The sequence below is a fragment of the Oscillospiraceae bacterium genome, assembly GCA_031265355.1.
GTDB lineage: Bacteria > Bacillota > Clostridia > Oscillospirales > UBA929 > JAIRTA01.
Window position 1 is genome coordinate 1 of sequence record JAISCT010000056.1, and the last position, 23,450, is coordinate 23,450.

Below are 23,450 nucleotides of genomic sequence, written 5' to 3' on the forward strand. Positions count from 1 at the left end.
AAATGCCGTCGCTCAACGGATAAAAGCTACCCTGGGGATAACAGGCTGATCTCCCCCAAGCGTCCACAGCGACGGGGAGGTTTGGCACCTCGATGTCGGCTCGTCACATCCTGGGGCTGAATTCGGTCCCAAGGGTTCGGCTGTTCGCCGATTAAAGTGGCACGCGAGCTGGGTTCAGAACGTCGTGAGACAGTTCGGTCCCTATCTATTGCGGGCGGAGGAGATTTGAAGGGAGCTGTCCTTAGTACGAGAGGACCGGGATGGACGTACCTCTGGCGCACCAGTTGTCCTGCCAAGGGCACAGCTGGGTACCTATGTACGGACGAGATAAACGCTGAAGGCATCTAAGCGTGAAACTCCCCCTGAGATGAGATCTCCCACACTGGTAAGGTGGTAAGGCCCCACGAAGACTACGTGGTTGATAGGCCGGAGGTGTACGCATGGCAACATGTTAAGCTGACCGGTACTAATAGGCCGAGGGCTTGACCTTGGAAAAGTGGGTAAACACTTGTGGTGCTGACAAAGAGCTCTCTTTATTTGGTTTTGAGGGTGCGACGAGTGCGAAGCACTCTGTGCTTCGCAAGTGATGAGTGCTGAGTGTTGAGTGCTGAGTGGAGAGACGGTAGGACGGAGGTTGCTCAACGCAGAGCTTAGAACTGCGAAGCAGAGGATATGCACCTTTAGCTCAGTTGGTAGAGCAGCTGACTCTTAATCAGCGGGCCCTGGGTTCGAGTCCCTGAAGGTGCACCAAGATAATTGATAATTGATAATTGATAGTTGATAATTTCTATTGTTACTATCGATTGATAAGGCCCGTTGGTCAAGCGGTCAAGACGTCGGCCTCTCACGCCGGAAACGGGGGTTCGATTCCCCCACGGGTCACCAGAGGGTGAACACAGAACAATCTGGATGCCCCAAGAAAAGACAGCAAAATTATCAACTATCAATTATCAATTGTCAAGTCGGTGCCTATGGCGGTGAGGGTCCACCCGTTCCCATTCCGAACACGGCAGTTAAGCTCATCTGCGCCCACGATACTTGGCGGGCGACCGCCTGGGAAAATAGGTCGGCGCCGACATCCATGGTTCAAGTGTCAGTCCTTCTCGTCTGACACTTGAACCATCTATCCTTCTGTTCATCTATCCCTTCCATCTTCCTCAATAGCTCAGTCGGTAGAGCATGCGGCTGTTAACCGCAGGGTCGTTGGTTCGAGTCCAACTTGGGGAGCCAGCGCGTTGCCGCCACGAGGCAAAGCTCGTGGCGGCGTGCCTTGTCCGCTTTTTAGGGGCCCCCAGCCCCCCACCTCGTGGGCCATTAGCTCAGTTGGTTAGAGCCCCCGGCTCATAACCGGATGGTCCTAGGTTCGAGCCCTAGATGGCCCACCACAGAAACGCTGCAATACCAATGGTTTGCGGCGTTTTCTTTTGTTTGCGGCGGCGTTTTTGGTGTTGGATAGGCTGCCTCTTGGCGCCAAACTTAAAAGTGAAATGAAGCCAAACTCAAAAGCGATCTGTTGACAAAGTGAAAAGTCTTTGGTATGCTGTGTGCAGGTGATGGACTATGAGCATGGACTATATAAAACGAATTTCAGATGAAAAACTGGCGCTTTTGCTTCGCGCGAAGGGAGCCGTCCTCATAGAAGGACCCAAGTGGTGCGGCAAAACAAGCTCTGCCGAAATGCTGGCCAAAAGCGTTCTGTATATGCAGGACCCCGACACATCGAAGGCGAACAGGCTGACGGCGCAAACGAAGCCTTCGCTGTTGCTGGAAGGCGAAACGCCGCGCCTGCTCGACGAGTGGCAGGTCGCGCCGGAGTTGTGGAACGCCGTTCGCTTTGCGGTTGACAAGCGGCACGCAAACGGCCAGTTCATCCTCACCGGCTCTGTCGTGCCGACCAGGACAGACGACATGCATACCGGAACCGGGCGCATTGCGCGCATGAAGATGCGCACGATGTCTTTGTTCGAGACCGGCGATTCGACCGGCGAGATATCCCTCGAAGCGCTGTTCAACGGCGCCGCCGGTCTGGAAGGGCGGTCCGGCGTTTCCGTCGAAGCGCTGGCGTTTCTGATCAACCGCGGCGGCTGGCCGGCCGTAGCGCGGGAAACAGATGAAAAAATCGCCTTAACTGTCGCCGGGGACTATCTGGAAGCCGTGGCCAACGAGGATATCTCAAGGGCCGACGGTATCGAGAAGAACCCCGACAGGGTAAAGGCGCTCATGCGTTCTTTGTCGCGCAATGTATCGAACGAGGCAAGGACCACAACCATATTAAACGACCTGATCGCAAACGACGAGGCGCTGTCACAGGTCACCGTCGACCAATACATCAGTGCGTTGAAAAAAATATTCGTGATCGAGGATCTGCCCGCGTGGAGCGTCAGGCTACGCTCAAAGACCGCAATTCGCACCACGGCGAAGCGGCATTTCACCGACCCGTCAATTGCAACGGCCGCGCTTCGGGCAGCGCCCAAGAGGCTCCTCTCGGACTTTGAGACTTTCGGATTTCTGTTCGAGTCGCTTTGTGTGAGAGATCTCAGGATCTATGCGGAGAGCATAGACGGCAATGTCTATCATTACCGCGACAAGAGCGGGCTTGAAATAGACGCGGTCGTCCAACTTGCGGACGGCCGCTGGGGCGCTGTCGAGGTCAAGCTGGGGGCGGGCGAGATTGAGGATGCCTCGAAAAATCTGCTCAGACTGAAACAGGCCGTGGACACGGAAAAAATGAATGAGCCGTCCTTTTTGATGGTGCTCACGGGGACGGAATACGCTTTTCAGATGAAAAACGGCGTCTGGGTCGTGCCGCTTGGCTGCCTGAAAAATTGACCGTATCCATCTGGCGATTGTGGCGTGAGGCGGCTGTCGTTTGATCACGCGCGATGCGGTACAGTCACGGCGTGTACTCCCGCCGTGACTGTACCGATCATGTCATGTTCCGGAGAGTCGTCCGAGAGCGCGGGTTGGTCGGGCGACGTCTCATAGGTGAACGCCGCGGTCGCCGTCGCGGTCGCCGCCTCGCCGCCGATGGCGATCTCACCGGCGTGCAGGACGCGGTTTTTCCAGCGCAGCGAGCCCTCTACAAAGAACTTGTACGTTCCGGCCGGTACCGGGGCGCCGTCCGCCCCGGTCAGGTCCCAGGTGTAGGACTGGGCGCCGGACTTCGGCGTCGCGCCGGCCATGACGTCCACCTGTTCCTTGGACAACCCGGCAAGGCCGGATCGATCCACCCAGGTCGGAATGGAATCCGGCCTGTTTTTGTACCCGCCGGCCGCCGTGAATTTTGTCGCGTACAGCGTTTTGACGTATTGGCCATCGGCGGTCTCCACCCAGACGGCGAATTGGTTGGAGGCGTGACCGGACTGTTTTTGAAAGTCGAAGGCGATGGTCGCCCAGGACCGATCCGACGGCGTCTCCGCGGGCTGCGCCGGTGTGCCGGTGCAGCCGGGCAGCGCGGCCAGCGCAAACAAAAGTATGACGGCAAGAAATCTGTGCGGTTTCAATGTATGCACACCCATCACTCCTCGATCGCTAAAATCATAACGACTAACAGCCCGTCCAGCCCGCCGCGCGCCCGCGCGATTTCCTGCACGTAGTCCGTCCCCGCATACCCGAAGCCGGTGGCATACCCGGCGGGGTCGTTCACCGCGCGCCGGACCATCTCCTCGGTGTCCTCCGTAGAACAGGCTGCGGCCGTTGTCGTACAGCGCATAAAAAAGATTCCTGGCCGGCGCCGATACAGGTACTCAGTGGGCTGATGCGTTGCTTGTAGATGCCATACCGGCCTTCGAACACGCCGTAGCGCTTGATGTTGTAGCCCTCCGGCGTGTCCACGCTGTCGCCGCTCTTGTCCACATGCTGAAGGAATATCGATGAGAAGACATCCGTCATGGCGGCTTCCAGCCGCTCCGATTTTGTCCGGGCGATCCAAAGCAGGTCCTTCGGGTGGATCCACCGCGTAATCCCGGCGATGCGCGGTACGCCCCGCTTTTCGGCGGTCTCTTGGATGGTTTCCACTGTGTCCACCTCTCGTTCGCTGTGGCGCCATTGTACCACACATTTGGAGCAATAGCAAGCGCACAGAAACGTCCATACCGCTCAGGCATAGACGTTCCCGTTGTTTTACATTTTAATTGATACAGCGAAAATTCAGGTGGTCGGTTACGGAACAGGGTTCATCTTCGGGGCATACGTAACGCTGTCCCATACGAACAATTTCAGCACATAATCCCCCTTGACGGCCAGTGTCAGGCCGATTTCTTCGTCTGCGTCATGCAGCGCAACCTGTTTGGAGTCAACCGCAAGCAACCTGCCTGTGAGCTTATCGTACTCGGCGATCACTACGTTGACCGTGCTTAATGTGGTGGTGTTGTTCGATACATAGGCCGAAACATCGATTTTCCCGTCCGATTCGGCCGCCGTAAACGACGCTTCCCAATCCGGCGCCGATACCGGTACAAGAGCCGTTATCTTTTGCTCCAAATCCGTCGCCGCGGCATCCGCCTGATACTGCAGGATTTTGTCCCCGTCGCGCACATCCAAAGCCTTCTGCAACGAATCCTGCATGTTTTGCCAGGACGCCGGGGTAAATTTGTTTCCTCTCAGCGCTTTGGCCTGAGCGACCAGAGAATCAAGCCTCTCATAATCAACCAAAGGCAAAAGCAAGGATGTCATCGGGACGATCTGGCGCGCTCCGTCGTCAATCGTCCAATACAGCAACGCGCATGACCCGCCTTCAATTTCCATGTAACGCATCTCAAAATTATATATTTCGCCTTCCTGCAGCGTTACCGCTTTTGTTGATTTATATTGCTCCCAATCGTTAACCCACCAGTTGATCAGGTTGGCTTCGCTGTTGAAGTCGAATTGAACGCCATTGTCGGTATATGTAGTAAATACATATGTCCCCGTGACAGGCGCTTTGATCCTTCCGGTCCATCTGACGCCCGCGTAGTCGCTTTGCCCGGCGTGTTGTGAAAGCAGGCCTTCCATATTGCTGAAATTGATATTGTCGTCAATCAAAACATCCTTTTTCCTCGTCGCGTCCAGACCGTAAGGATAGACAGCTCCGCGATCAAGACCTGTTCTTCTCTGCAGGGTATAGTATTCAGCCTGAACGCCGCCGACATAAACCAGCGATTCGATAGCCTTGATTAACGCAATCACGGCATCGTCAACTTGCTGCTGTGTCGAATTCAAATCCTCATATACAGCCAGCGCGTTGTCATGCACAGCCCGCAATTGCCTCAGCGAACTTGACGTGTAATCTTTCAGCAATTCGCTTTCGGCCAGTAAAAGCATCTGTTTCAGATTGGACTTGTTAACGCTCGAATCGCCGAACTTAATCCAGTCGATATTCGCGACGCCCTCCCTGTCGTTGTCAGCCTTAAATACCAGATAAATATCATGCTTCCCAACAACCGTGTCCGAAAGTTTCGCCGTCAAGGTATGCCACGTCTGCCAGCCTCCGGTGTTTTCGACGTCAATCGTAGCGATCAAAGGTCCGACCGCGGAATCGATTCGTACGTCCACGCGCCCGCCTGCGGACCCGACCGCGACTCTCGCCTGGACAACATTCGCTCCCGCTCCGAGGTCAATGTTTTGATACATGATGAAATCATTGTTGTTCGTGCTGCAGATATTCATCCCGGTAAGGGCGCTTGCCTCAAGCGTCAACCCGGACTGCAGGTTGAAACTTTCGGCTTCGATAACACGGTTCAAATCGCTGGCGGTCTGTTCGCCGAAAACTTTTATCTCAAAAATGCTTGTAGCGTTGTCGCCGTTCACTTTGTTTCCGGCTTCCGCCGTTTCTGGGACGCTCTCGGTTTTATGGATTGTGATGCGCACATACCTCGCCGTTACGTCGACGCCACCGGCAGTCGTATCCTCTACAGGCGAATACTGCGCGCCTTCGGTGGTTTTATCAACATAAATCCGCCAATTTTCGCTTTCCGTCGCGGAATCGATATCCTTCGCGTGCTCTTGCGTAAGCGTTTCGAGCTTATAGAAGTATTTCTTATTCGTAAACTCGAACGTCGTCTGTATGGCCGATATATCGGAATCACTGCCCAGATCCACGATTAACCACGGATTTTTGGCACCCAGGCCCGCGTCCCAGCGGGTGCCCCCATTTTCGTCAACCGCGAAGTTACCGCTATATCTGAAGTTGACATTGGATTGAGAGGTCGGCGCGTATACCCTGGCGGACGAAACTCTGGTCTGTTTCCCCAGGGCTATATTGGTGCGTTTTTCGGGGTTCTCAAACAACGCGACACCGGAATGGGACGGAATGACTTGTTGGATACTCCCATCCGCGTTAAAATTGAGCTTCTCAATACATGTCTGCCGTTTGCTGTCGACAAAAGGATAACTCTGACGATGATAAATTATATAGTAGTCGTCGCCCTTGACAAATGTGGCATGATGCCCCGGCCCCAGGATATTTTTTTCGTTATCGGTGGACAAAATCGGATTATCATACGAACCGTTTATCTCGCGGTATGGGCCAAAAACGTCGTCCGCGACCGCGTACCTGACATTATAAGCCGCGCCGCCGTCCGTTGACCAGACCAGGTAATACAGGCCGTTGCGTTTGAATATCTCCGAAGCCTCAAAAGAGTTTCTTATGCCTTCCGCCGTGTAATATTTGAACGGATTGGTTGCTCGGCCGGATGTCCGGTTCATGCGGGGGTCGTCCTGTGCCCCGGCGGAGACTTTGCCCTCCGCGTCGAAATCCAGTTTTATGATGCAAAACGTCCAGGCGCCGACGGTCATATAAATAGATCCGTCGTCATCCAGAAAAAACTGTCCGTCGTGCGTGTTGATAAACGGCTTGTTCGGCTCAACTTTATTCGCGTCAACCCACGGCCCAAATAGCGAATCCGACATGCCGATTCGCTGGCTGCCGATGGTATATGTAATATAGTATTTTTGATTTTTGGGATTGTATATTACGCTCGGAGCCCAAACCATATCGTGCGGCTGTTCATCGTAATCGTTGGATTTCATGAACCACTCTTCCGGCAATTCCACGTCCCGATGTTCCCAGCTGATTAAATCTTTCGAATACCAGACTTGAGTCGGCCAGGTGTTTTTTCCGCCGTTCCCGTCGTTTGTCGCAAAAACATAATAATACTGCGAATGTTCGTCAAAAAAGATCGAACCGTCCGCGGCGTATCCCGGCACAAAGGGGTTGGTGTTACCGATCTGGAAAACATGCTCCACGGCTTTGTTCGGCACATCCGCCCCTCCGAACGCCGCGTCAAGATCCGCGACCGTTACCGGGCGTACCGTTATGCTGTCCGCGACGAATTGTCTGCCCCAGGCGCGGAACCCGACAGAACCGGCTGTATATGTGGTGTCAACGAAATTAAAGATCTCTTCGCCGTCGCCGTAAATCGCGATCTTGCTGCCATAGACGACAATTTTGATTGTGTGCGATACGCCAACGGCGATACTCCGGTTGCTGCTTCTGTTTATCTCTGCCCAATTGTTGTTTGCTCTGCCAAGTATGTAGTAACTGGGGCCAAATCCAATGTAATAGCCCTTATACGAATCGGAACTCCCGTTGACGGCATCGGTCGTTCTGAACATTACGCCGGCGTTGCTCGTGGCGTCGCCGTTGAGGGTAATGGCCGCTTCCACAACGTAGTCTTTCCATTCGTACGGGTTTTGGCCGTCCGGGAGCGAATTTAGGATCGCTTTTACGTTGTCCGAGTCGTCAAATGATATTTTGCTCGCGTTCGCGCCCGCCGAAACAAACCGCATTTTGTCCGCAGCACCGACCAGATTCCAATACTGCTGAGCGTCGGCCATTGGCCCAAAGTCGGAATACGCAGGCGAGCCCAATTCAACTCCGGTTGCGGAAAGTTGCGCAGTCAATGAAATCGACAAAACCATGACCCAAAAACAACTGATCATTCTCCTGAATGCCATACAAAACGCTCCTTCTTATACAGATTTTACTCGACCCAAGCGCCAGCCTTTTTCCCCTAAGCGGCGTTGGCGGGTTCCGCTGATACCGTCCGATATCAGCGGAACCCACCGCCTTGCCTGCGGGAAAAATCCTCGCCGCTTGCTGACAACCTTCAGATGACACAGCCTACTAGTTGATTTGCGAACGGTACACAAGGGGCTGGTATGTGTTGGGCGCCCAGGCATAGACGATGAATTTGCAGCCAGGGTACTCGCTTGGTTTGATCGAAAAACGCTTGGACAGCGTCGTGTCCGTATCCGCGGTCAGCGTGTCGTCCAATTCGGTGCGGACAAGCTTGCCGCTGCCGTCGTATACCGCGACGATCAGCACAACGGGTGTGTCGGCGGCGGCGGTGTTTTGAAGATTGGCTGCAATGCCGTCACTCTCGATGTACGAGGACAGAGCCAAGCCGGGCTGCCGCGTAACCGTCTCGGGAAGCACCTTTACGTTGGCCAGCGCGCCGTGGACCTCGACCTCGGTCGACGCCAACGCATTGCCGTAAACATCGATGATGTTGTGCGGATTGTCGTTGACATACACCCTGATCTGCTCCTCAAAGAACGTCACTTTGATTTTGTCGACGGCGGCGTCGGAAACCGCCGATTGGTTGACGCCATGGCCGGTCACGGTGACGGAATTGCCGTCAACCGCGATGGCATAACCTGCGTTGATAACGGCTGTCGATCCAGTGACAAGAGCGCTAACGGTGTAGTTGGCGTTTGACAACGGAGACTGAAACAGGAGAGCACCGTCCTCGATAGCGCCCTCTCGGTGGTATAACGCAGACGGGTTCAGCACAATGCTCGGAGATACGGGGTAACGCCCGGTTGTGTCGGTGTAGACGCGCAGACCGTTTTTGTGCGCCGCGGTGTCCAAAACCTCATACCGGACAGTCAGTGTTTTGCTTGTTTTCAGCTCCTCCTTCAACGTCGCGATGAGCGCTTTGTCAAGATCCAGATCGATCAGATAACCAAAGCCTTCCGGCGCCGAGGAGGGAGTGGGTTTGCCGGCCGAGTCCGCGGTGGGGTCGAGCGTCAAAATGTTGCGGATGTCATTGGGCGCGTCCGGGATGAATACCGTGTCGACAGGATGCCCGTTGATGGTGACGGTGACGTCGGACGGCGTTTCATATCCCTCCGCGGTCTGCGCGCGCCAAGTGGTTCTGTTGGACGTGCTCATCTTACGGGACGCGGCGATCTCGGCAAGCAGCCTTAGTGAGGTGAGACCGTCGGCGTCGAAGTTGGCCGGCACCTGATAATGATAGGTGAGATAACCCGTCCTGGTGCCCGCCAGAGAGCCCGCGCTGCCTTGCGCCGTCGGAGACGTCATGCGAAGGACATAGGAATTGTCCGCGAGCTGCTCGGTCGCGGGGGTGGTCCCCGAAGCGATGACCTTGAAGTTGTTGAAGTTTTTGGCAATCGTCTGGCCCGCCCCGTCTTCAATCCAGACGGTGATCGTGCCGGCGAATCTGTTGAAGCGGGCCTCGTTTGGCACCGTGAACGACATCGGCTCGGTTCTGCTGATGTACGGGGAGTAATCGATCGCCGCCTCGCCGCGGAACCCCGGGATCTCCAAAGTGCCGACCTTGTTTCCGTAGCCGTCGACGCCGTCCACGCGCCATTTGAGCGTAAACGGCCCGGTGTGCTTGTCGTGCCAGGCCCAGTTGATAAAGTTGATGTTGCAGGCGTAAGTGCCGCCGGGCGTGAGCGTGGTGATGGGCGCGTTGTCGAATCCGACATATTCGGGGGCGACGATGTCATTGACGCGCATGTCGCCGCCGTAGGCGATCTCGTCATAGCCCATGATCTTTGCGGATCTGTCATACTTCAGCAGACCGTTGCGTTCCATCTCAATGTCGTAGGGCTCGGTGTAGATAAATCCCTGCATTTTCTGATACCGTCTCAGTACGTCGGTCATGTACTTGAAGCACCAGGAGATGTCATAATCGCCGTCGGGGAACCCCACGCCGCCGTACTCGGAGTTGAGCCAGGGGTCGCCGTCCTGTGTGTCGCCCCCGCCGTTGGCGGCTGTCCAGCCTCTGAAGTTGTTGTCCGAACCGATGTACAGGCCATTCGCCCGGCCGTTTACGGTGTTGACCGTATTGGTATAGCCGTCGACATAGAAGTGGAATGTGTTCAGGTCCGTCGGCTGGAGATGGTTGTTGTTGGCGTCGGACGGCGAAATGTCCTCAAACAGCCGGCCGGAGGTGTCGTACGTTTTCCCCAATGTGTGCAGCGACCGGATCCAGTTGGCGTGGCTCGCGTTGCGGGTGATGCCCCAGTTTTCGTTGAACAGTGCCGTCATCATCTTGCTCGGATTGTTGTAGTCGCGGTTGATCAGGCCAATGAGCGCCTCTTCGAACAAATCGCGGCCGCTGTCGGGCTGGCCCTTTTCGAGGTTCATCCGCGTGCTGTGGGGCATGTCCGCCCAGAGGATCATGCCCAGTCTGTCGAACCAGACATACTGCAGAGGATCCTCGATCTTCAGGTGCTTTCTCATCATGTTGAAGCCCAGGTCGCGCATCGCTTTGACATCGTCCTTGAGCGCTTCTTCGGTCGGGGCGGTGTAGACGCCCTCCTCCCAGAATCCCTGGTCGAGAAGACCGGCAATGAAGAGCGGTCTGTTGTTCAGCAGAATGTACTGATATCTGTTATTGCCCTCTTCGGGGCTGGTTTCCCAATAGGCGTTGTGGATGTCGCGCTGGCCGAAGTGCATGCTCACCTTGTCAACGGTCGCCGCGCCCTCTGTCAGCGTCACGGTTCCGACGTAGAGGTTGGGCTCATCCGGATGCCACAGCTGCTGGTTGGGCACTGAAACGGTGAAATCGGTCAGATACGGATCGCCGTCCGCCGGGATGGTGATCTGCCGGGTGCCGGCGACCGTCGAAGCGCCCTTGGACGCCTTGTAATCGCCCAGGTCGTCGTCCCAAATCTGCGCGTCGAAGCGGTAGGACACGTTCAAAGTTTTGCCCGCGCCGCCGACGACTTTGAGCTTGAATCTCGCCGAGCCGTCCGCCGGCACGGCGCCGTGGGTCAGGTCGCGCATATTCGCGTCGACGACGGCGGCCCCGTTGTTGACCAGCGGGTCCACATGGAAATACTCCAGCTGGGTTGCGGAAAGCCTGCCCTCAAAGATGACGGACTGCCAAATGCCGGATGTGCCCGCGTAGCCGCACGGCGCGTTGCGGCCCTGTTTGCCGATGAGCGAGGTATAGGTCGTGCCGCCGTAAGTGCCCGGATCGTACACCTTGAGCGCGATGGAGTTCTCTTGGTCCAAATGCAGGTACGGCGTGACATTGTACTCGAACGGGAGGTAACCGCCGTTTTTCGTGAAACCGATATACTGGCCGTTGATATACAGCGTGCTCTCAGCGTCGACCGCGCCGAACTTGATGTAGATCTCTCTGCCGGCGTATTTTTCGGACGTCGGCGTAAACGTGCGGTAATACCAGCCGCCCGCCGCCGGGTGGTCCTCGTCGAAGATGCCAGAGGCCGGGGACTGCCACGGGAATGGCACCAGAATCGTGTCCGGGTTGGGGATCCCGTTTTCATAACCGGTTAAGCTGTTGTCTTTGTCTATCTTAAAATCCCACTCGCCGTTCAGGGAATCCCAAACATCGTCGCGGGCGTAGTCCGGGCGCGGGTATTCCGGTCTGGGGGCGTTGTTGACCATCGTCGTAAAGAAGAACTTGCTGGGCATTCTCACGACCCCGGCGGGGTCCTGGGGATCCGCATCCTCGGCCAGGAACTTGTACATGGCCGGCGCCAGACCCGCGGGCAGCGTGGCGGAAATCTTCCCGGCGCCGAGAGACGTATACGGGACGACAATCGGGTTCAGCTGCCGCGAGTCGGAGGAGCGGAGCAGCTTCAAGACCGTATTTGGCGTGAAATGCTCGACGTCCATGACAAGCGTGGCCGGCTCGTGCACCCCGATGTCCGAGGTGTCTATCTCCGTGATCCGGGCCGGCGTGAACGCGGCGTCGAGGAAATAGGCTTCCGGCGGAATGATCGTGGCCGCGAACGGGCTGCCGCCGTTGGTCCTGGTCCAGCGAAGACGTTGATGGGAGCCGACGACGCCGTTGTTGGTGGCCGTGGTGCCCTCGGAGTGATCAACCGTGATCGAATAGTATGTATCGGGCTCCAGGCTTATCGTCGACGTGCAATTGGTATATGTCGTCGTGTTTCTCTCGTATGACGTGTCCCACCGGCTGTGGAGCTGAACGCCGTTCACCCAGAGACGGATGCCTTCGTTGGAAGAAAAGCTGAATTGATACGTCGCGGTAGAACCGCCGGGCGGGGTTTTAATCCAGCCTGTTCTGCGAGTGGTTACATACTCATAACTCCCCGCCCGGTCCTTTAACAAACCTCTGAGGTCCGACCAGTTGATGGCCGGGTCGATGGTCGTGACCATATAATCATCAAAATCAATGGTCGTGGCAATGTTGTTGTTTCGGGCATAGTAATCCGCGCGCAGGCCGTTCCTGGTGATATCCGGCGCGCCGGCGGTGTCCGGTACGGCTGATACCGTCGACGGCGCTATGATCATCTGAAACGCAAATAACATGATCGGCACAAGCGCTATCGACACAATTCTTCTTCTCAGCTTCATGAAAGGTCCCTCCTCTGTAAAAATTTATCATACACATTATAATGTGGCCAGACATCCGTGTCTTTAAATTTTTTTGATATGTTTTGTGTATTTATTGATGTACTTGGTGCATTTTTTGATATTTTTAGCACATATTTTGATGCGCCTGGCATCCACGGACATTGTCACGGTATCGTACGAAATCCGAGGCTCACGCCGCAAGTGTGGCGTGAGCCTCGGATTTCGTCGTTTGAGAGATTGCGTCCGGTGACAGACGATGGTAAAATAAAGAGGGAGCAGTCTGCCCAAAGTTGTTAGAGGTACCCAAATAGGAGGGGAAACGTCATGAAAGCCAGATTGCAGCCGCTCTGTTTCCGGGAGGCCAACACACGGGAGGACGAGGAGCGCCGTGCGCAGCTTGCGGCGCTTCGGAACTACTACGGGGAGGAGGCCGAACTGCTGCCGGAGCTGCCGGTCGGGGCGGCGCTGCCCGATGGAGTCGACGCCGTTCTGTTTCCTCAATTGATCGGCGCCTTGTTTTCCCATCGGGAGATGCTGCGCGCGCTGCCGCTGCCTGTCATCGTCCTGACGTCGGGCTTCGGTACCGTGGAGATGTGGGACTGGGAGATCGTCGCCTACCTGCGCGAGCAGCTCGGCCTCACGGTGTTTTCGCCGTATTCGGTCGAGATGGCGAAAGTCGTTCTGCGCGCCCTTGCCGCCAAACGGGCGATGAGGGCCCCCATGCGCTTCGTCATGTTCCAGGACGAGCCCGGCGAAGGGATGCAGGCGAACATCTTCAAGCGTTTCTATTGGTGGGAACGGGAATGTACCGAGCAGATTCAAGACGCCTTCGGCGTGACGATCCTCTATCAAGGCTGGAAAAAATTGGGGAATATAGCACGGAGTATCCCCGATAGAGAGGCGGCGGCGCTTTGGCGGCGGCGCGCCGTGCCGATGGAAGGGGTGTCCGAGACGGGTGTCCTCCGGGCCGTCAAGCTGTACATTGCCGTGAGGCGCGTGCTGGACGAGATCGGTGAGGTGTACGGCGTTGGTGCGAATTGCCTGAATGAATCCTTCCACGTCGACTCCACTCCATGTCTGGCCTGGAACTGGTTGTATGAGTACGACCACATCATCTGGGCCTGCGAGGGCGACACCGTCACGCTGATCAGTAAGTACATCCTGCACTCCGCGCTGCAAAGGCCCATCATGATGACCAACATCTACCCGTTTTTGGTCGGCATGGCCGCGCTGAAGCATGAAAAGATCGACCAGTTTCCGGACATCTCGGACCCGGATAACCACGCCCTCGGCGTGCATTGTGGGTACTTCGGCTTTGCGCCGCAGAGTTTTTGCACGCACTGGATCATGCGTCCGAAGGCGCTTGAGATCGTAAACGACGAGGCTATCGTCATCGATTGCCGTCTGCAGACGGGTCCCGTGACGCTCGCGAAGCTCCACGCCGACATGAAGCGGCTGACCATCATCGAAGCGGAGATTGAGGATTATGTGCAGTATCCAGGGTCCGACTGCCGCAACGGCGCGCTGTTGCGCTACCGCAATCGCAGCGGACATCGGGTCATGGAGGCGCTTTCCTCGCATCACGCCGTCATCCTGGCCGGGGACGTGACCGCGCTGCTGCTCCAGGCCGCCAAAGTGTACGGTTTTGAGACGGAAGTGATCTAGTTTGAGAGAGACAATCATCGCCGTTGATATCGGCACACAGGGGACAAAGGCCGTCCTGTTCGACCTTGCGCTGCAAGCGCTTGCCTCCAGTTTTGAGGCCTCGGTGCTGATCCAGCCGAAGCCCGGTACGCTCTGGCAGGAACCGGACGACATTTACGGCTCTGTGCTGCGTGTCATTCGGACGCTGTTGCACGCCGCCCCGGAACCTGTCGAAGTTCTGGCCCTCGGCGTGGACTCGCAGATGGCGGGGATCATGGGCATCGCTGCAGACGGCGAGGCCGCGACAGTATACGATTCGTGGCTGGACTCCCGTTGCGAGCGCTATGTAACGCTCATGCGAGAGCGGGCCGGCCGCCGTGTGACGGAGATCACCGGCGGACCGGTCACCTTTACCCACGGCCCCAAAATCCTTTGGTGGAAGCACGAATACCCGGAGGCCTACCGCCGCGTCGCCAAATTTGTACTGCCGCACGGCTACGTGGTGGGCAAGATCTGTGGTCTCGACGCGCGCGATGCGGTGTTTGACCACACCGGCTTGCAATATTCGGGCTTCGGCGACAACCTGCATCTGCGTTGGTCGGAGGAATTGTTGGAGATATTTGATATAGAAGCGGACAAGATGGCGCGTGTGGTCTCGCCCTTTGCCGTCGTCGGGACGACTTCGCGGGGCTTCGCGGCGGCGACCGGTCTGCGCGAGGGGATCCCGGTCACAGCGGGCGCAGGGGATACGGCGGCTTCGCTGTTCGGCGCGGGACTGTTTGCCCAAAACTGTCTGTTGGACTGCGCCGGAACGGCCTCGGTGCTCTGTTCGCTGACCGACGCCTTTGTACCCGACACGCGTTTTGGCACAATGACGATGATGCGTGCGCCCGAGGACGGTTTTTGGTATCCGCTTGCCTATATCAGCGGGGGCGGGCTGTGTCTCCGCTGGTTCCGCGATCAATTCACGGGCACACCCCCCGTCCCATACCGCGTGCTAGATGAAGAGGCCGTCGGTCTTGAACCGGGCAGTGAGGGTGTCGTCTTTGCGCCGCACTTCGCCGGCCGGGTGCTGCCGAGTGATACCGCCATCAAGGGCGGCTTCACAGGGCTGGACTGGAAACACAGCCGCGCGCACCTGTACCGCGCCATCATGGAGAGCATCGCCTATGAGTATGCCTACTACCTGTCGGTGCTGCGAGCACTCTACCCCACCGGAGATTTTGGGCAGCTTGTTTCCATCGGCGGCGGTGCACAGTCCGAGCTGTTTTTGCAGATCAAGGCGGACGTACTGGGCGTGCAAGCCTCCTACTACCGTACGGGGGACACCGCGCTCATCGGCAGCGCCGCCATCGCAGGCAAAGCGGTCGGGGTTATCGACGACCCACACGCACGCATTCAAAATACGTTGCAGGTCGCACGCTCGCTTCTCTGCGACGCGGCGGCGCACGCACGCTACGGACCTTGTGTCCGGCGCTATCTCAAAGTGCTGGAGGCCATGTCGGCCCTGAGCCGGTTTTGATGGGTGCTTTTGTTGAATTTGAGGAGGACATCCAGATGAATGCAGCCCTTGGCATCTGCCTGATTGGCGCGGGCCGCGCCGGGATGATCCACGCCCGGAATTTTGCGTTTCGGGTGCCGGGTGCCCGCGTGACGGCAGTTTGCGATGTGCGGGAGGAGAGCGCCCGCGCGTCGGCGGATGAACTCGGCGCTTCGTGGCACACGGACTTTCACATGGCGCTGGACCGCCCCGATGTGGACGCGGTTGTGGTTGTGACGCCGACCCGGCGCCACTGCGATGTGGTGCTGGCCGCCGCGCACGCGAAAAAACACATCTTTTGTGAAAAACCGATGGCCATCGACGCGCCGTCGTGCGTTGCGATGATCCGAGCGGCGGCGCGAAACGGCGTGATTTTGCAGATTGGCTTCATGCGTCGGTTCGACGCCGGGTTCCGCCGCGCCCAGGAAATTGTCGAGAGCGGCGCGATCGGCGATGTGGTTTGCGTCAAATCGCTCACGCGCGGCCCAAGTACTCCTCACGCCTGGATGTACGATCTGGCGGAGAGCAACGGCCCGCTTGCCGAAGTAAACAGCCATGACATCGACACCGTGCGCTGGTTGACAAGCAGCGAGGCCGACGCGGTACATGCCTTTGCCGGCAACTACCGCTGTGAGGAGGCGCGGCGGAGTCATCCCGATTTTTATGACACCGTGCTCATGAACCTGCGCATGGAGAACCGGATGTTGGGCGGCGTCGAAGGCGCGCAGGGCGTGCAGTACGGCTACGATGCCCGCGTGGATGTGCTGGGGACAAAGGGATCCGTGCAGGCAGGCGGCCTGCGCGAGACGAATACCCTGCGCTACACCCGCGAAGGCGGTTTGTGCGGGGATGTGGTGAGCAGTTGGACCACGCTCTTCGCGGACGCCTATCTCCGCGAGGACACCGCCTTCCTCACATGTATCCGAGAAGGCCGTCCACCCGAGGTGAGCGGCGAGGACGGCCTGCGCGCCGTGGAGATCGTCGAAGCGGGCAACCGCTCCATCGCGACCGGGGAAGTCGTCACATTACATCTGTCGCAGGCGTAAATCATAACGGTGCCTCCTCTCAGACCAAAGCCTTGATCATTTCGATTGCCTTTAAAATCCACGCCAGCGCGCCGTCAAATCGGTAGCCGGTGAAACCTGCCTTGGTGAGGATGGCCCGGATGTCACTCGCCGTGATTTCGAGATCTATCAGTCCATCGAGGCCGCCGCGCTCTTTCGCGATCTCCTGAATGTAATCCCAATAGGTGCCTGAGTAGCCGAAGCTGGTGGCAGACCCGGCCGGGTCAGATACCGCGTGCCGGACCATTTCTTCAGTATCCTCGTAGAACAGACTGCGCCCGTTGTCGTAGAGCGCGTAAAAGGATTCCTCGCCGCCGCTGATTTTGATGGCGATGTTGGATAGGTGGCGGTCGTCCTGGCGCGTGATGAAGTCCAGCAGGATCATGCGGGCAATCTCGTCCCGGTACTGGGGCCGGACGCCGATCAAGTTCTGATATTCGTTGTCCGAACGCGGCCCGTCGAACAGGCGGCGGAAATGGACAATGTACTCTTTGGAGAAGTCATATAAGAAAGCGGAGAACACGGTGTCTTTATCGGCCCGGATCGCCGGACATACCGGCACGCCGAGCTTCCCGCCCAGTAGATAGACGGCAATCTCCGATTCCGCGTCGGTGGTCAGCGGGCTGATGCGCCGCTTGTAGATGCCGTATCGGCCCTCGAACACGCCGTAGCGCTTGATGTTATAGCCCTCCGGCGTATCCACGCTGTCTCCGGCCATATCAATGCGCTGGAGGAATATCGACGAAAAGACGTTCGTCATGGCGGCGTCCAGCCGCTCCGATTTCGTCCGGGCGATCCACAGCAGATCCTTCGGATGGACACCCCGCGTAATCTCGGCAATGCGCGGCACGTCATACTGTGACAGGCCCATGCGAAACAGGATGCGCTCGATGTCCCGACGGTCGCGGCTTACAACGCGCTCGGCCAGAAATTCATTAAACTGCTCGGCTGTCCATTTGCTCTGCCCGCGGGTGTACGTGGCTACGACCTCGTTGTAGGCGGGTGCGCTGAAAGACACGGCGCCCGCCTTGCCGATGACGCCGACGACCTCGTTATCCCATTTCAGATGACGGAGTCCGTCAGGCGCGGTTTCACGTTCCCTGCCGTCGGCAGGCTTTTCCGCGCCGGCGGGTATCATATATGATTTTCCCAGTTTGACCGCGCCGGAGATCTTGCCCTCCGCGCATAAGACGCGCACACGGCGGTCGGATATGCCCCATTTTTCAGCGGCCTCTCTGGCGGTGATGGTTTCCATCGTGTTCACCTCACGGTTGTTGATAAGGTTATTATACCACGAATCGGAATAATATCAAGATTTTTTCGCAATATTCCGATTCGTGAAGCTTGTATGTCCCCGTAAAGAGAGGACCCGCCGTCAGACAGCTGCCTGGAGCAAGAAGAATAGGAGAGTGCGCCGGATGACGATTGCACCAATACTCGCAAAAGAATTTTCCGTTGCGCCCTGGCAGGTTGATAATCTGGCCGCCATGCTGGACGAGGGCAATACGCTGCCCTTCATCGCCCGCTACCGCAAGGAACAGCACGGCTCGCTGGATGACCAAACCTTGCGCAAAATATCTGAGCGCCTCGCCTCTTTGCGCGCGGTGGAAAAGCGACAAGAGGAGATCCTCATGTCCCTGAAAACGCTCGGTGTGCTGACGGATGAGTTGGCGCAGTCGGTACATAGCGCCGCAACGCTGAGCGAGTTGGAGGATCTTTACCGACCTCACCGCCCCAAGCGGCGCACCCGCGCGTCCATCGCCCGGGAAAAGGGGCTGGAGCCGCTGGCGGAACTGCTGTTGGCGCAGGACAAGTCATCTCCGCCGCCGGAGGAGTTGGCCGTGCCGTTTATCGACGCGGAAAAGGGCGTCTCTGATATCGAAGAGGCCCTGGCCGGGGCGCGGGACATTATTGCCGAGACGGTCAGCAACGACGCGGAGCTGCGCCGTCTCCTACGCGCTTTGCTTGCGTCCCGGGGGCGGCTGGCGTCCGCGGCTGCGAAGGAGGAGGATTCGGTCTATCGGCTGTACTACGCCTTCGACCAGTCAATTTCCCGCTTGGCCTCCTATCAGGTATTGGCCATCAACCGGGGCGAGGCCGAGGATTTTCTAAAGGTGAAGATCACCTGTCCGGAAACAGACGCGCTCGCGATCTGTGAACGGCAGTATGCAATAGAGAGGCGGCCCGCCACGGAGCAAGTCCGCGAGGCCGTACACGATGCCTACGGCCGCCTGTTGTTCCCGTCTTTGGAGCGAGAGGCGCGGCAGGAGTTGACCGAAAAAGCGTCCGACGCGGCGATAGCGGTGTTCGGCGTTAATCTGCGGCAGCTGCTTATGCAGCCGCCCGTCAAGGGCCGGACGGTGCTGGCGCTCGACCCCGGCATACGTACCGGCTGCAAATCGGCGGTGGTGGACGAAAATTCCCGCGTGCTGAACACCGGCGTGCTTTGGCCCCTGCCACAGCACGGGCGCGCGGAGGAATCCAAGCGCAAAATGCTGAGCTGGATTACAAAACATCATGTCACCGCGATCGCCGTAGGCAACGGCACAGCCTCTCGAGAGACCGAGCGGTTTGTGGCGGACGCCATCGCGGAGCTGCCGGACGGGCCGGGGTATACGATTGTCAATGAGGCGGGCGCGTCGGTGTATTCGGCGTCGGAGCTGGCGGCAGAGGAACTGCCAGAACTTGACGTGACGCTCCGCGGGGCGGTGTCGCTGGCGCGGCGGCTGATTGACCCCTTGGCGGAGCTGGTAAAAATCGACCCCAAGGCCATCGGTGTGGGGCAGTACCAGCACGACATGAAGGCGTCGGCGCTGGACGCGCGGCTTTCCGGCGTGGTGGAGGACTGCGTCAACGCCGTGGGGGTGGACGTAAACATCGCCAGCCCCGCATTGCTTGCGCGGGTGGCGGGTATAGGCCCCGCGCTGGCGAAAAACATCGTGGCCTATCGGCAAGAAAACGGGCCGTTCCCGGACAGGACGCGGCTGAAAAAGGTGTCAAAGCTCGGGCCGAAAGCCTATGAGCAGTGCGCGGGCTTTCTGCGTGTCACTGGCGGCAAAAACCCGCTGGACGCCTCTGCCGTTCATCCGGAATCCTACGGTGTGGCGCAAAAGCTCCTGAAGCTGCTGGGCTGCGGCGGATTTGTCCCTGATATGCTCGCCGGTTTGCGTGAGCGGGCGGCAGCGTATCCATTTGATAAGCTTTGCGCGGAGCTGGAGTTAGGTGAGCCGACTCTACGCGATATCATCAGTGAGTTGCTGCTGCCCGGGCGCGACCCGCGCGAGGACTTGCCGCCGGTGACGCTACGGCGCGACGTTTTGAGTATGGACGACCTGGCGCCCGGTATGGAGCTTACCGGCACGGTGCGCAATGTGGTGGATTTCGGAGCGTTCGTGGACATCGGCGTCCACCGGGACGGCCTGGTGCATATCTCCCGCATGGCAAAGAGGCGGGTGGAGCATCCGTCCCAGATACTGAAGGTCGGGGACGTGGTGACGGTGTATGTCGTGGCGGTGGAGAAGGAAAAGAATCAGATATCGCTGAGTTTGCTGAAGCCGGAGGAATGACGGCGCGCAGATTTCGCTGTGTTTGCAGTGCTTTGCGGACTTTTCCCGAAACTCGGGTTGACACAAAAAACCTGCCGCCCCCTGCAGAGCAGGGAGGCGGCAGGTTTTTTGTGTCCGTTGATGCCAAAGAATCAGTGATTAGGCCATACACATCTGCATGATGATAACCACGTCGGAGACAGTGACATTTCCATCAAGGTTGACGTCAGCCATCGTGAGCTGTGCTGCAGAAAGATCTTTATTACCAGCCAGATACTGGAGCAATAGAACGGCGTCTTTGACATCCACAATGCCGTCTAAGGTCACGTCGCCAAGGGTCGAGACATGGCTGACTTCCGCGTCGTTGAAACGAGCCATCGTGGGATTGCCGTCGATGTCCCACGCCACGCTGTCCATGGCGAAAGTCACTTTGGAAGCGTCGAAATTGGCGGCGTTCGCGGCCTCGAAGATCGCATAGCCGATCACCGTGTTCGTTGTGATCGCACGCGCGTTTGCAAACGTGAATTGATCGCCGCTGCCTACGAGCAGGTAGCCGGGAGCGGGTTCGAAGCCCACAAGGGTCAAGTCGGCCTTGTCATAGTAGGCCGTCGCGGTCACGCCGGTCGGGCCGTACTTGTAGCTGAGCAGTTCGATCGGGACTTTGACCGTACCGCCGCCAAGCAGCTCGACCTCACGGATGGCCTTAAGGCCTAAGTACTTCTCGGTGCGCTCGTCCACGATGCGGCCGCTGTAGTTCAGGCCGAAACCAAACTGATAGACGTTATTGTCGGCGTCGACATAGGGCGTCGTGTCCGGAACGTCCTCGGCGGACAATTCGATGTGATCCATGCTCCGCGGGAAGGTGACCGCCAGCATGCCGGTGGGCTCATATACACCGCTGATGACGTTCATGAACGCCTCTTGGGCTGCCTCTACGCTAACGACAATCGCGTCTACGAGGGGCTCAAATTCCGCGGGGACAATCGCGTTTCTGTAGTTGAGGATGAGAACGATAGGTTTGTCGCCCAACGCCGCTTTGGCATCGAGAAGATATTTCAGAACTGACTGATAATCCGGGGTAGCGTTGGGGAAGCCGATGTTGGACAAGTTTTCCTTGTAGTCGCCGATGGCCGGATTGGGGATTTCATATGCCTGGACGATGGAACCGTTGGCATGGTACCAGTAGCCGCCAATGGAAACCTCGCGTCCGACCGTTTTGGTATAGGGGGCGAACTGGGCGGTCTGGGCCCGGCCCGCGGTGCCGTTGCCGTTATTCGGGCCGGCGAGCATCACGATGCCGAAATCGGCCTCGGCCGGATCGTCCGTTACGTCGTAGTAGCGGTCGGCCATCTCAGGAATGTTTCTGTAGTCGTGACCTTGAGCGCCATAGCCACTTGTACCGCCTGGGTAATAGCTGCCAACGGCATAAGCCTTTAAGCTGCTATTCTCGATGGGCAGGAGGTTGTCATGGTTCTTGATCATGACGATGGACTGATGGTGCGCGTCAAAGGCAATCTGGTTCAGCTCGACACTGCCGTTCTCCGCATCCGCTTTGTCGGGATCGGAATAGGGATTCTCAAACAGGCCGCACTTCATGATGGTCTTGATCACGTTTCCGGCCCTGGCATCGACCAGCGCGTCCATATATTCCTGGCCGTAGGCGGGAATGCCGCGCGTCGGGTCGCCGTTCACGCCAATGTTGTAGGCCAATTGACACGTGGCGGCATTGCCGGTGCCGCCGGTCTGGGACATGCCGGACATGTAGGAGACGAAGTAACGCAGGGCGTCATCCACGCCGAATCTGCTTTGCATCCCATGGTTTGAAGCGCCGGTGCCGCCATAGATGCCCCAGTCTGAGGTGATCATGCCGTCCCAGTTTCTTCCTTCTCTGAGGAATTCATTCATGATAAAATTGCTGTAACCGCCGCCGACAAGCGAGAAGCGTTTGTCGCCGAGGAAGCCGTTCCCTCTGCCAAGGCCGTCGTCGCCGGTTGCGATGCCGTACGCGGTCATGCCCGCATTGGCGGTTTTGGAGGAGTGCGGCGGGAAAAGGCCAAAGCCGGAGGCGTCGGCCGCGGTGTTGATCAGCTTCTCATAGCCGCCGCCCGGATAGACCAGCCAGCCGCCAACTTGCGTATGGCCTTCATAGCCGAACTCGCCCGAGCCGGTGCCCAGAAGGTGCTTGGTCATGGCGCTGATGGAGTCTTTACCCCAACCTTCCGGGAGGCCGTAATCCTGGATGGGATCGCCTTCGGTGGTCTGCATGCCGGAGACCTCCGCCTGGACCAGGTCGACGAGCAGGTCATAGTCCTCGGTGATAGCGCTGCTGATACGGCTCCATGTCGGATGGGTGGACTGGTCAATCAGCGGGCCAAGCTGCTGGAAGATCTGGCTGTTTCTGTATTCCTGCGAGATCACCTGGCCGAAGGTATAGTGGAGATCCGCGCTGAAGGAGTTGGCCAGGCCGAGGGTGTTGGGCCAGCGGGAAATGTTTGTGACGGGCGGGTAACCGGTGCCGCCGCCGCCTTCGTCGTTGGCACCCGTGTCGATTATGCCGGTGTGAACCGGGTCGGAGCTGTAGGAGTAGGGGATCCCAAACGTGGTGGCCTCGGCGTTCCTCTGCTGGAGGTTGCCCGAGTTGCCGTCGGCTTGGGCGCCCTTGCCGATGGCTCTGCTCACGGCCATACGGTTGCCGTTGCTGACGGTGCCGTTGTGGGCCATCAGGGCGAACTTTGCGGTGAGCGGCATCTGCGACAGCAGATCTGCCGTGCGGGTGTTGATGTCCTCACGCCAGTCCTCATACACGTCGATTTTGCCGTTTTTATTGAGATCCTTGAAAATATAGCCGGAAGACGCGTCATAGATGAACTGGACGCCGGTGTCATTGCTGCTGCCAAGGACAAGACCGTTTCTGTTCGTAACCAGTCGCACCTTGGCGTAATTCGGGTATTCCGTATCCTCAGGAGCTGCGGAGATCTGAAGGGCGCACACGCCCATTAAAAAGACAATCGCGCAAAGGGTCGCGGTGAGTCGCTTCATTGCATTTTTCCTCCTCAAAGTAACAATTCTTTTCT

At 57.8% G+C, this 23,450-nt stretch carries 12 protein-coding genes, 4 tRNA genes and 2 rRNA genes; 11 read left to right on the forward strand and 7 right to left on the reverse strand.

Annotation, left to right across the window (positions count from 1 at the left end):
• From LBK75_08250 to LBK75_08280, 7 genes are all read left to right on the forward strand, one after another.
• Nucleotides 1-490 (forward strand): 23S ribosomal RNA (locus tag LBK75_08250); the annotation flags it as partial.
• Nucleotides 491-674: 184 nt separating this feature from the next.
• Nucleotides 675-750: transfer RNA gene (locus LBK75_08255), tRNA-Lys, on the forward strand.
• Between the two features lie 60 nt (nt 751-810).
• Nucleotides 811-885: transfer RNA gene (locus tag LBK75_08260), tRNA-Glu, on the forward strand.
• A 76-nt stretch (nt 886-961) separates the two neighbouring features.
• Nucleotides 962-1,078, forward strand: a 5S ribosomal RNA gene (gene rrf, locus LBK75_08265).
• 76 nt (nt 1,079-1,154) lie between these two features.
• A tRNA-Asn gene (locus LBK75_08270) sits at nt 1,155-1,230 on the forward strand.
• A gap of 78 nt (nt 1,231-1,308) precedes the next feature.
• Nucleotides 1,309-1,385, forward strand: a tRNA-Ile gene (locus LBK75_08275).
• 175 nt (nt 1,386-1,560) lie between these two features.
• Entirely contained in the window at nt 1,561-2,829 is a 1,269-nt protein-coding gene (locus LBK75_08280; protein ID MDR1158277.1) for a DUF4143 domain-containing protein, read from the forward strand.
• 44 nt (nt 2,830-2,873) lie between these two features.
• Here LBK75_08280 and LBK75_08285 read toward each other — a convergent pair whose 3' ends face one another.
• The 5 genes from LBK75_08285 to LBK75_08305 all read right to left on the reverse strand — a co-directional run bounded on the left by LBK75_08285 (nt 2,874) and on the right by LBK75_08305 (nt 12,583).
• Complete coding sequence (locus LBK75_08285) at nt 2,874-3,512, reverse strand: DUF2271 domain-containing protein (GenBank protein ID MDR1158278.1); 639 nt, start codon at nt 3,510-3,512, stop codon at nt 2,874-2,876.
• 5 nt (nt 3,513-3,517) lie between these two features.
• Entirely contained in the window at nt 3,518-3,661 is a 144-nt protein-coding gene (locus LBK75_08290) for a hypothetical protein (protein MDR1158279.1), read from the reverse strand.
• The gene (locus tag LBK75_08295) at nt 3,643-4,017 is read right to left on the reverse strand and encodes a hypothetical protein (GenBank protein MDR1158280.1); all 375 of its coding nucleotides are present in this window, start codon (nt 4,015-4,017) and stop codon (nt 3,643-3,645) included. Before LBK75_08295 ends, LBK75_08290 begins: the two co-directional genes overlap by 19 nt.
• 144 nt (nt 4,018-4,161) lie before the next feature.
• Complete coding sequence (locus tag LBK75_08300) at nt 4,162-7,935, reverse strand: family 43 glycosylhydrolase (protein MDR1158281.1); 3,774 nt, start codon at nt 7,933-7,935, stop codon at nt 4,162-4,164.
• Between the two features lie 169 nt (nt 7,936-8,104).
• Nucleotides 8,105-12,583 (reverse strand): hypothetical protein, encoded by a 4,479-nt coding sequence (locus LBK75_08305; GenBank protein MDR1158282.1) that lies wholly within the window; start codon nt 12,581-12,583, stop codon nt 8,105-8,107.
• A 324-nt stretch (nt 12,584-12,907) separates the two neighbouring features.
• On the opposite strand from LBK75_08305, the gene LBK75_08310 reads away from it, so the two are divergent.
• The 3 genes from LBK75_08310 to LBK75_08320 are packed head-to-tail and all read left to right on the forward strand — an operon-like array spanning nt 12,908 to nt 16,813.
• A complete protein-coding gene (locus LBK75_08310; protein ID MDR1158283.1) occupies nt 12,908-14,248 on the forward strand; it encodes a hypothetical protein in 1,341 nt (446 codons plus the stop codon).
• Between the two features lies 1 nt (nt 14,249).
• Nucleotides 14,250-15,749: a hypothetical protein gene (locus LBK75_08315; GenBank protein ID MDR1158284.1), complete on the forward strand. Its 1,500-nt coding sequence runs from the start codon at nt 14,250-14,252 to the stop codon at nt 15,747-15,749.
• Between the two features lie 35 nt (nt 15,750-15,784).
• A complete protein-coding gene (locus LBK75_08320) occupies nt 15,785-16,813 on the forward strand; it encodes a Gfo/Idh/MocA family oxidoreductase (protein MDR1158285.1) in 1,029 nt (342 codons plus the stop codon).
• A 19-nt stretch (nt 16,814-16,832) separates the two neighbouring features.
• On the opposite strand, the gene LBK75_08325 is transcribed toward LBK75_08320, so the two are convergent.
• A complete protein-coding gene (locus LBK75_08325) occupies nt 16,833-18,086 on the reverse strand; it encodes a helix-turn-helix domain-containing protein (GenBank protein ID MDR1158286.1) in 1,254 nt (417 codons plus the stop codon).
• 163 nt (nt 18,087-18,249) lie between these two features.
• Between LBK75_08325 and LBK75_08330 the strand changes: the two genes are divergently transcribed.
• Nucleotides 18,250-20,397 (forward strand): RNA-binding transcriptional accessory protein, encoded by a 2,148-nt coding sequence (locus tag LBK75_08330; protein ID MDR1158287.1) that lies wholly within the window; start codon nt 18,250-18,252, stop codon nt 20,395-20,397.
• Between the two features lie 138 nt (nt 20,398-20,535).
• Here LBK75_08330 and LBK75_08335 read toward each other — a convergent pair whose 3' ends face one another.
• The gene (locus tag LBK75_08335) at nt 20,536-23,415 is read right to left on the reverse strand and encodes a glycoside hydrolase family 3 C-terminal domain-containing protein (protein MDR1158288.1); all 2,880 of its coding nucleotides are present in this window, start codon (nt 23,413-23,415) and stop codon (nt 20,536-20,538) included.
• Between the last annotated feature and the right edge of the window lie 35 nt (nt 23,416-23,450).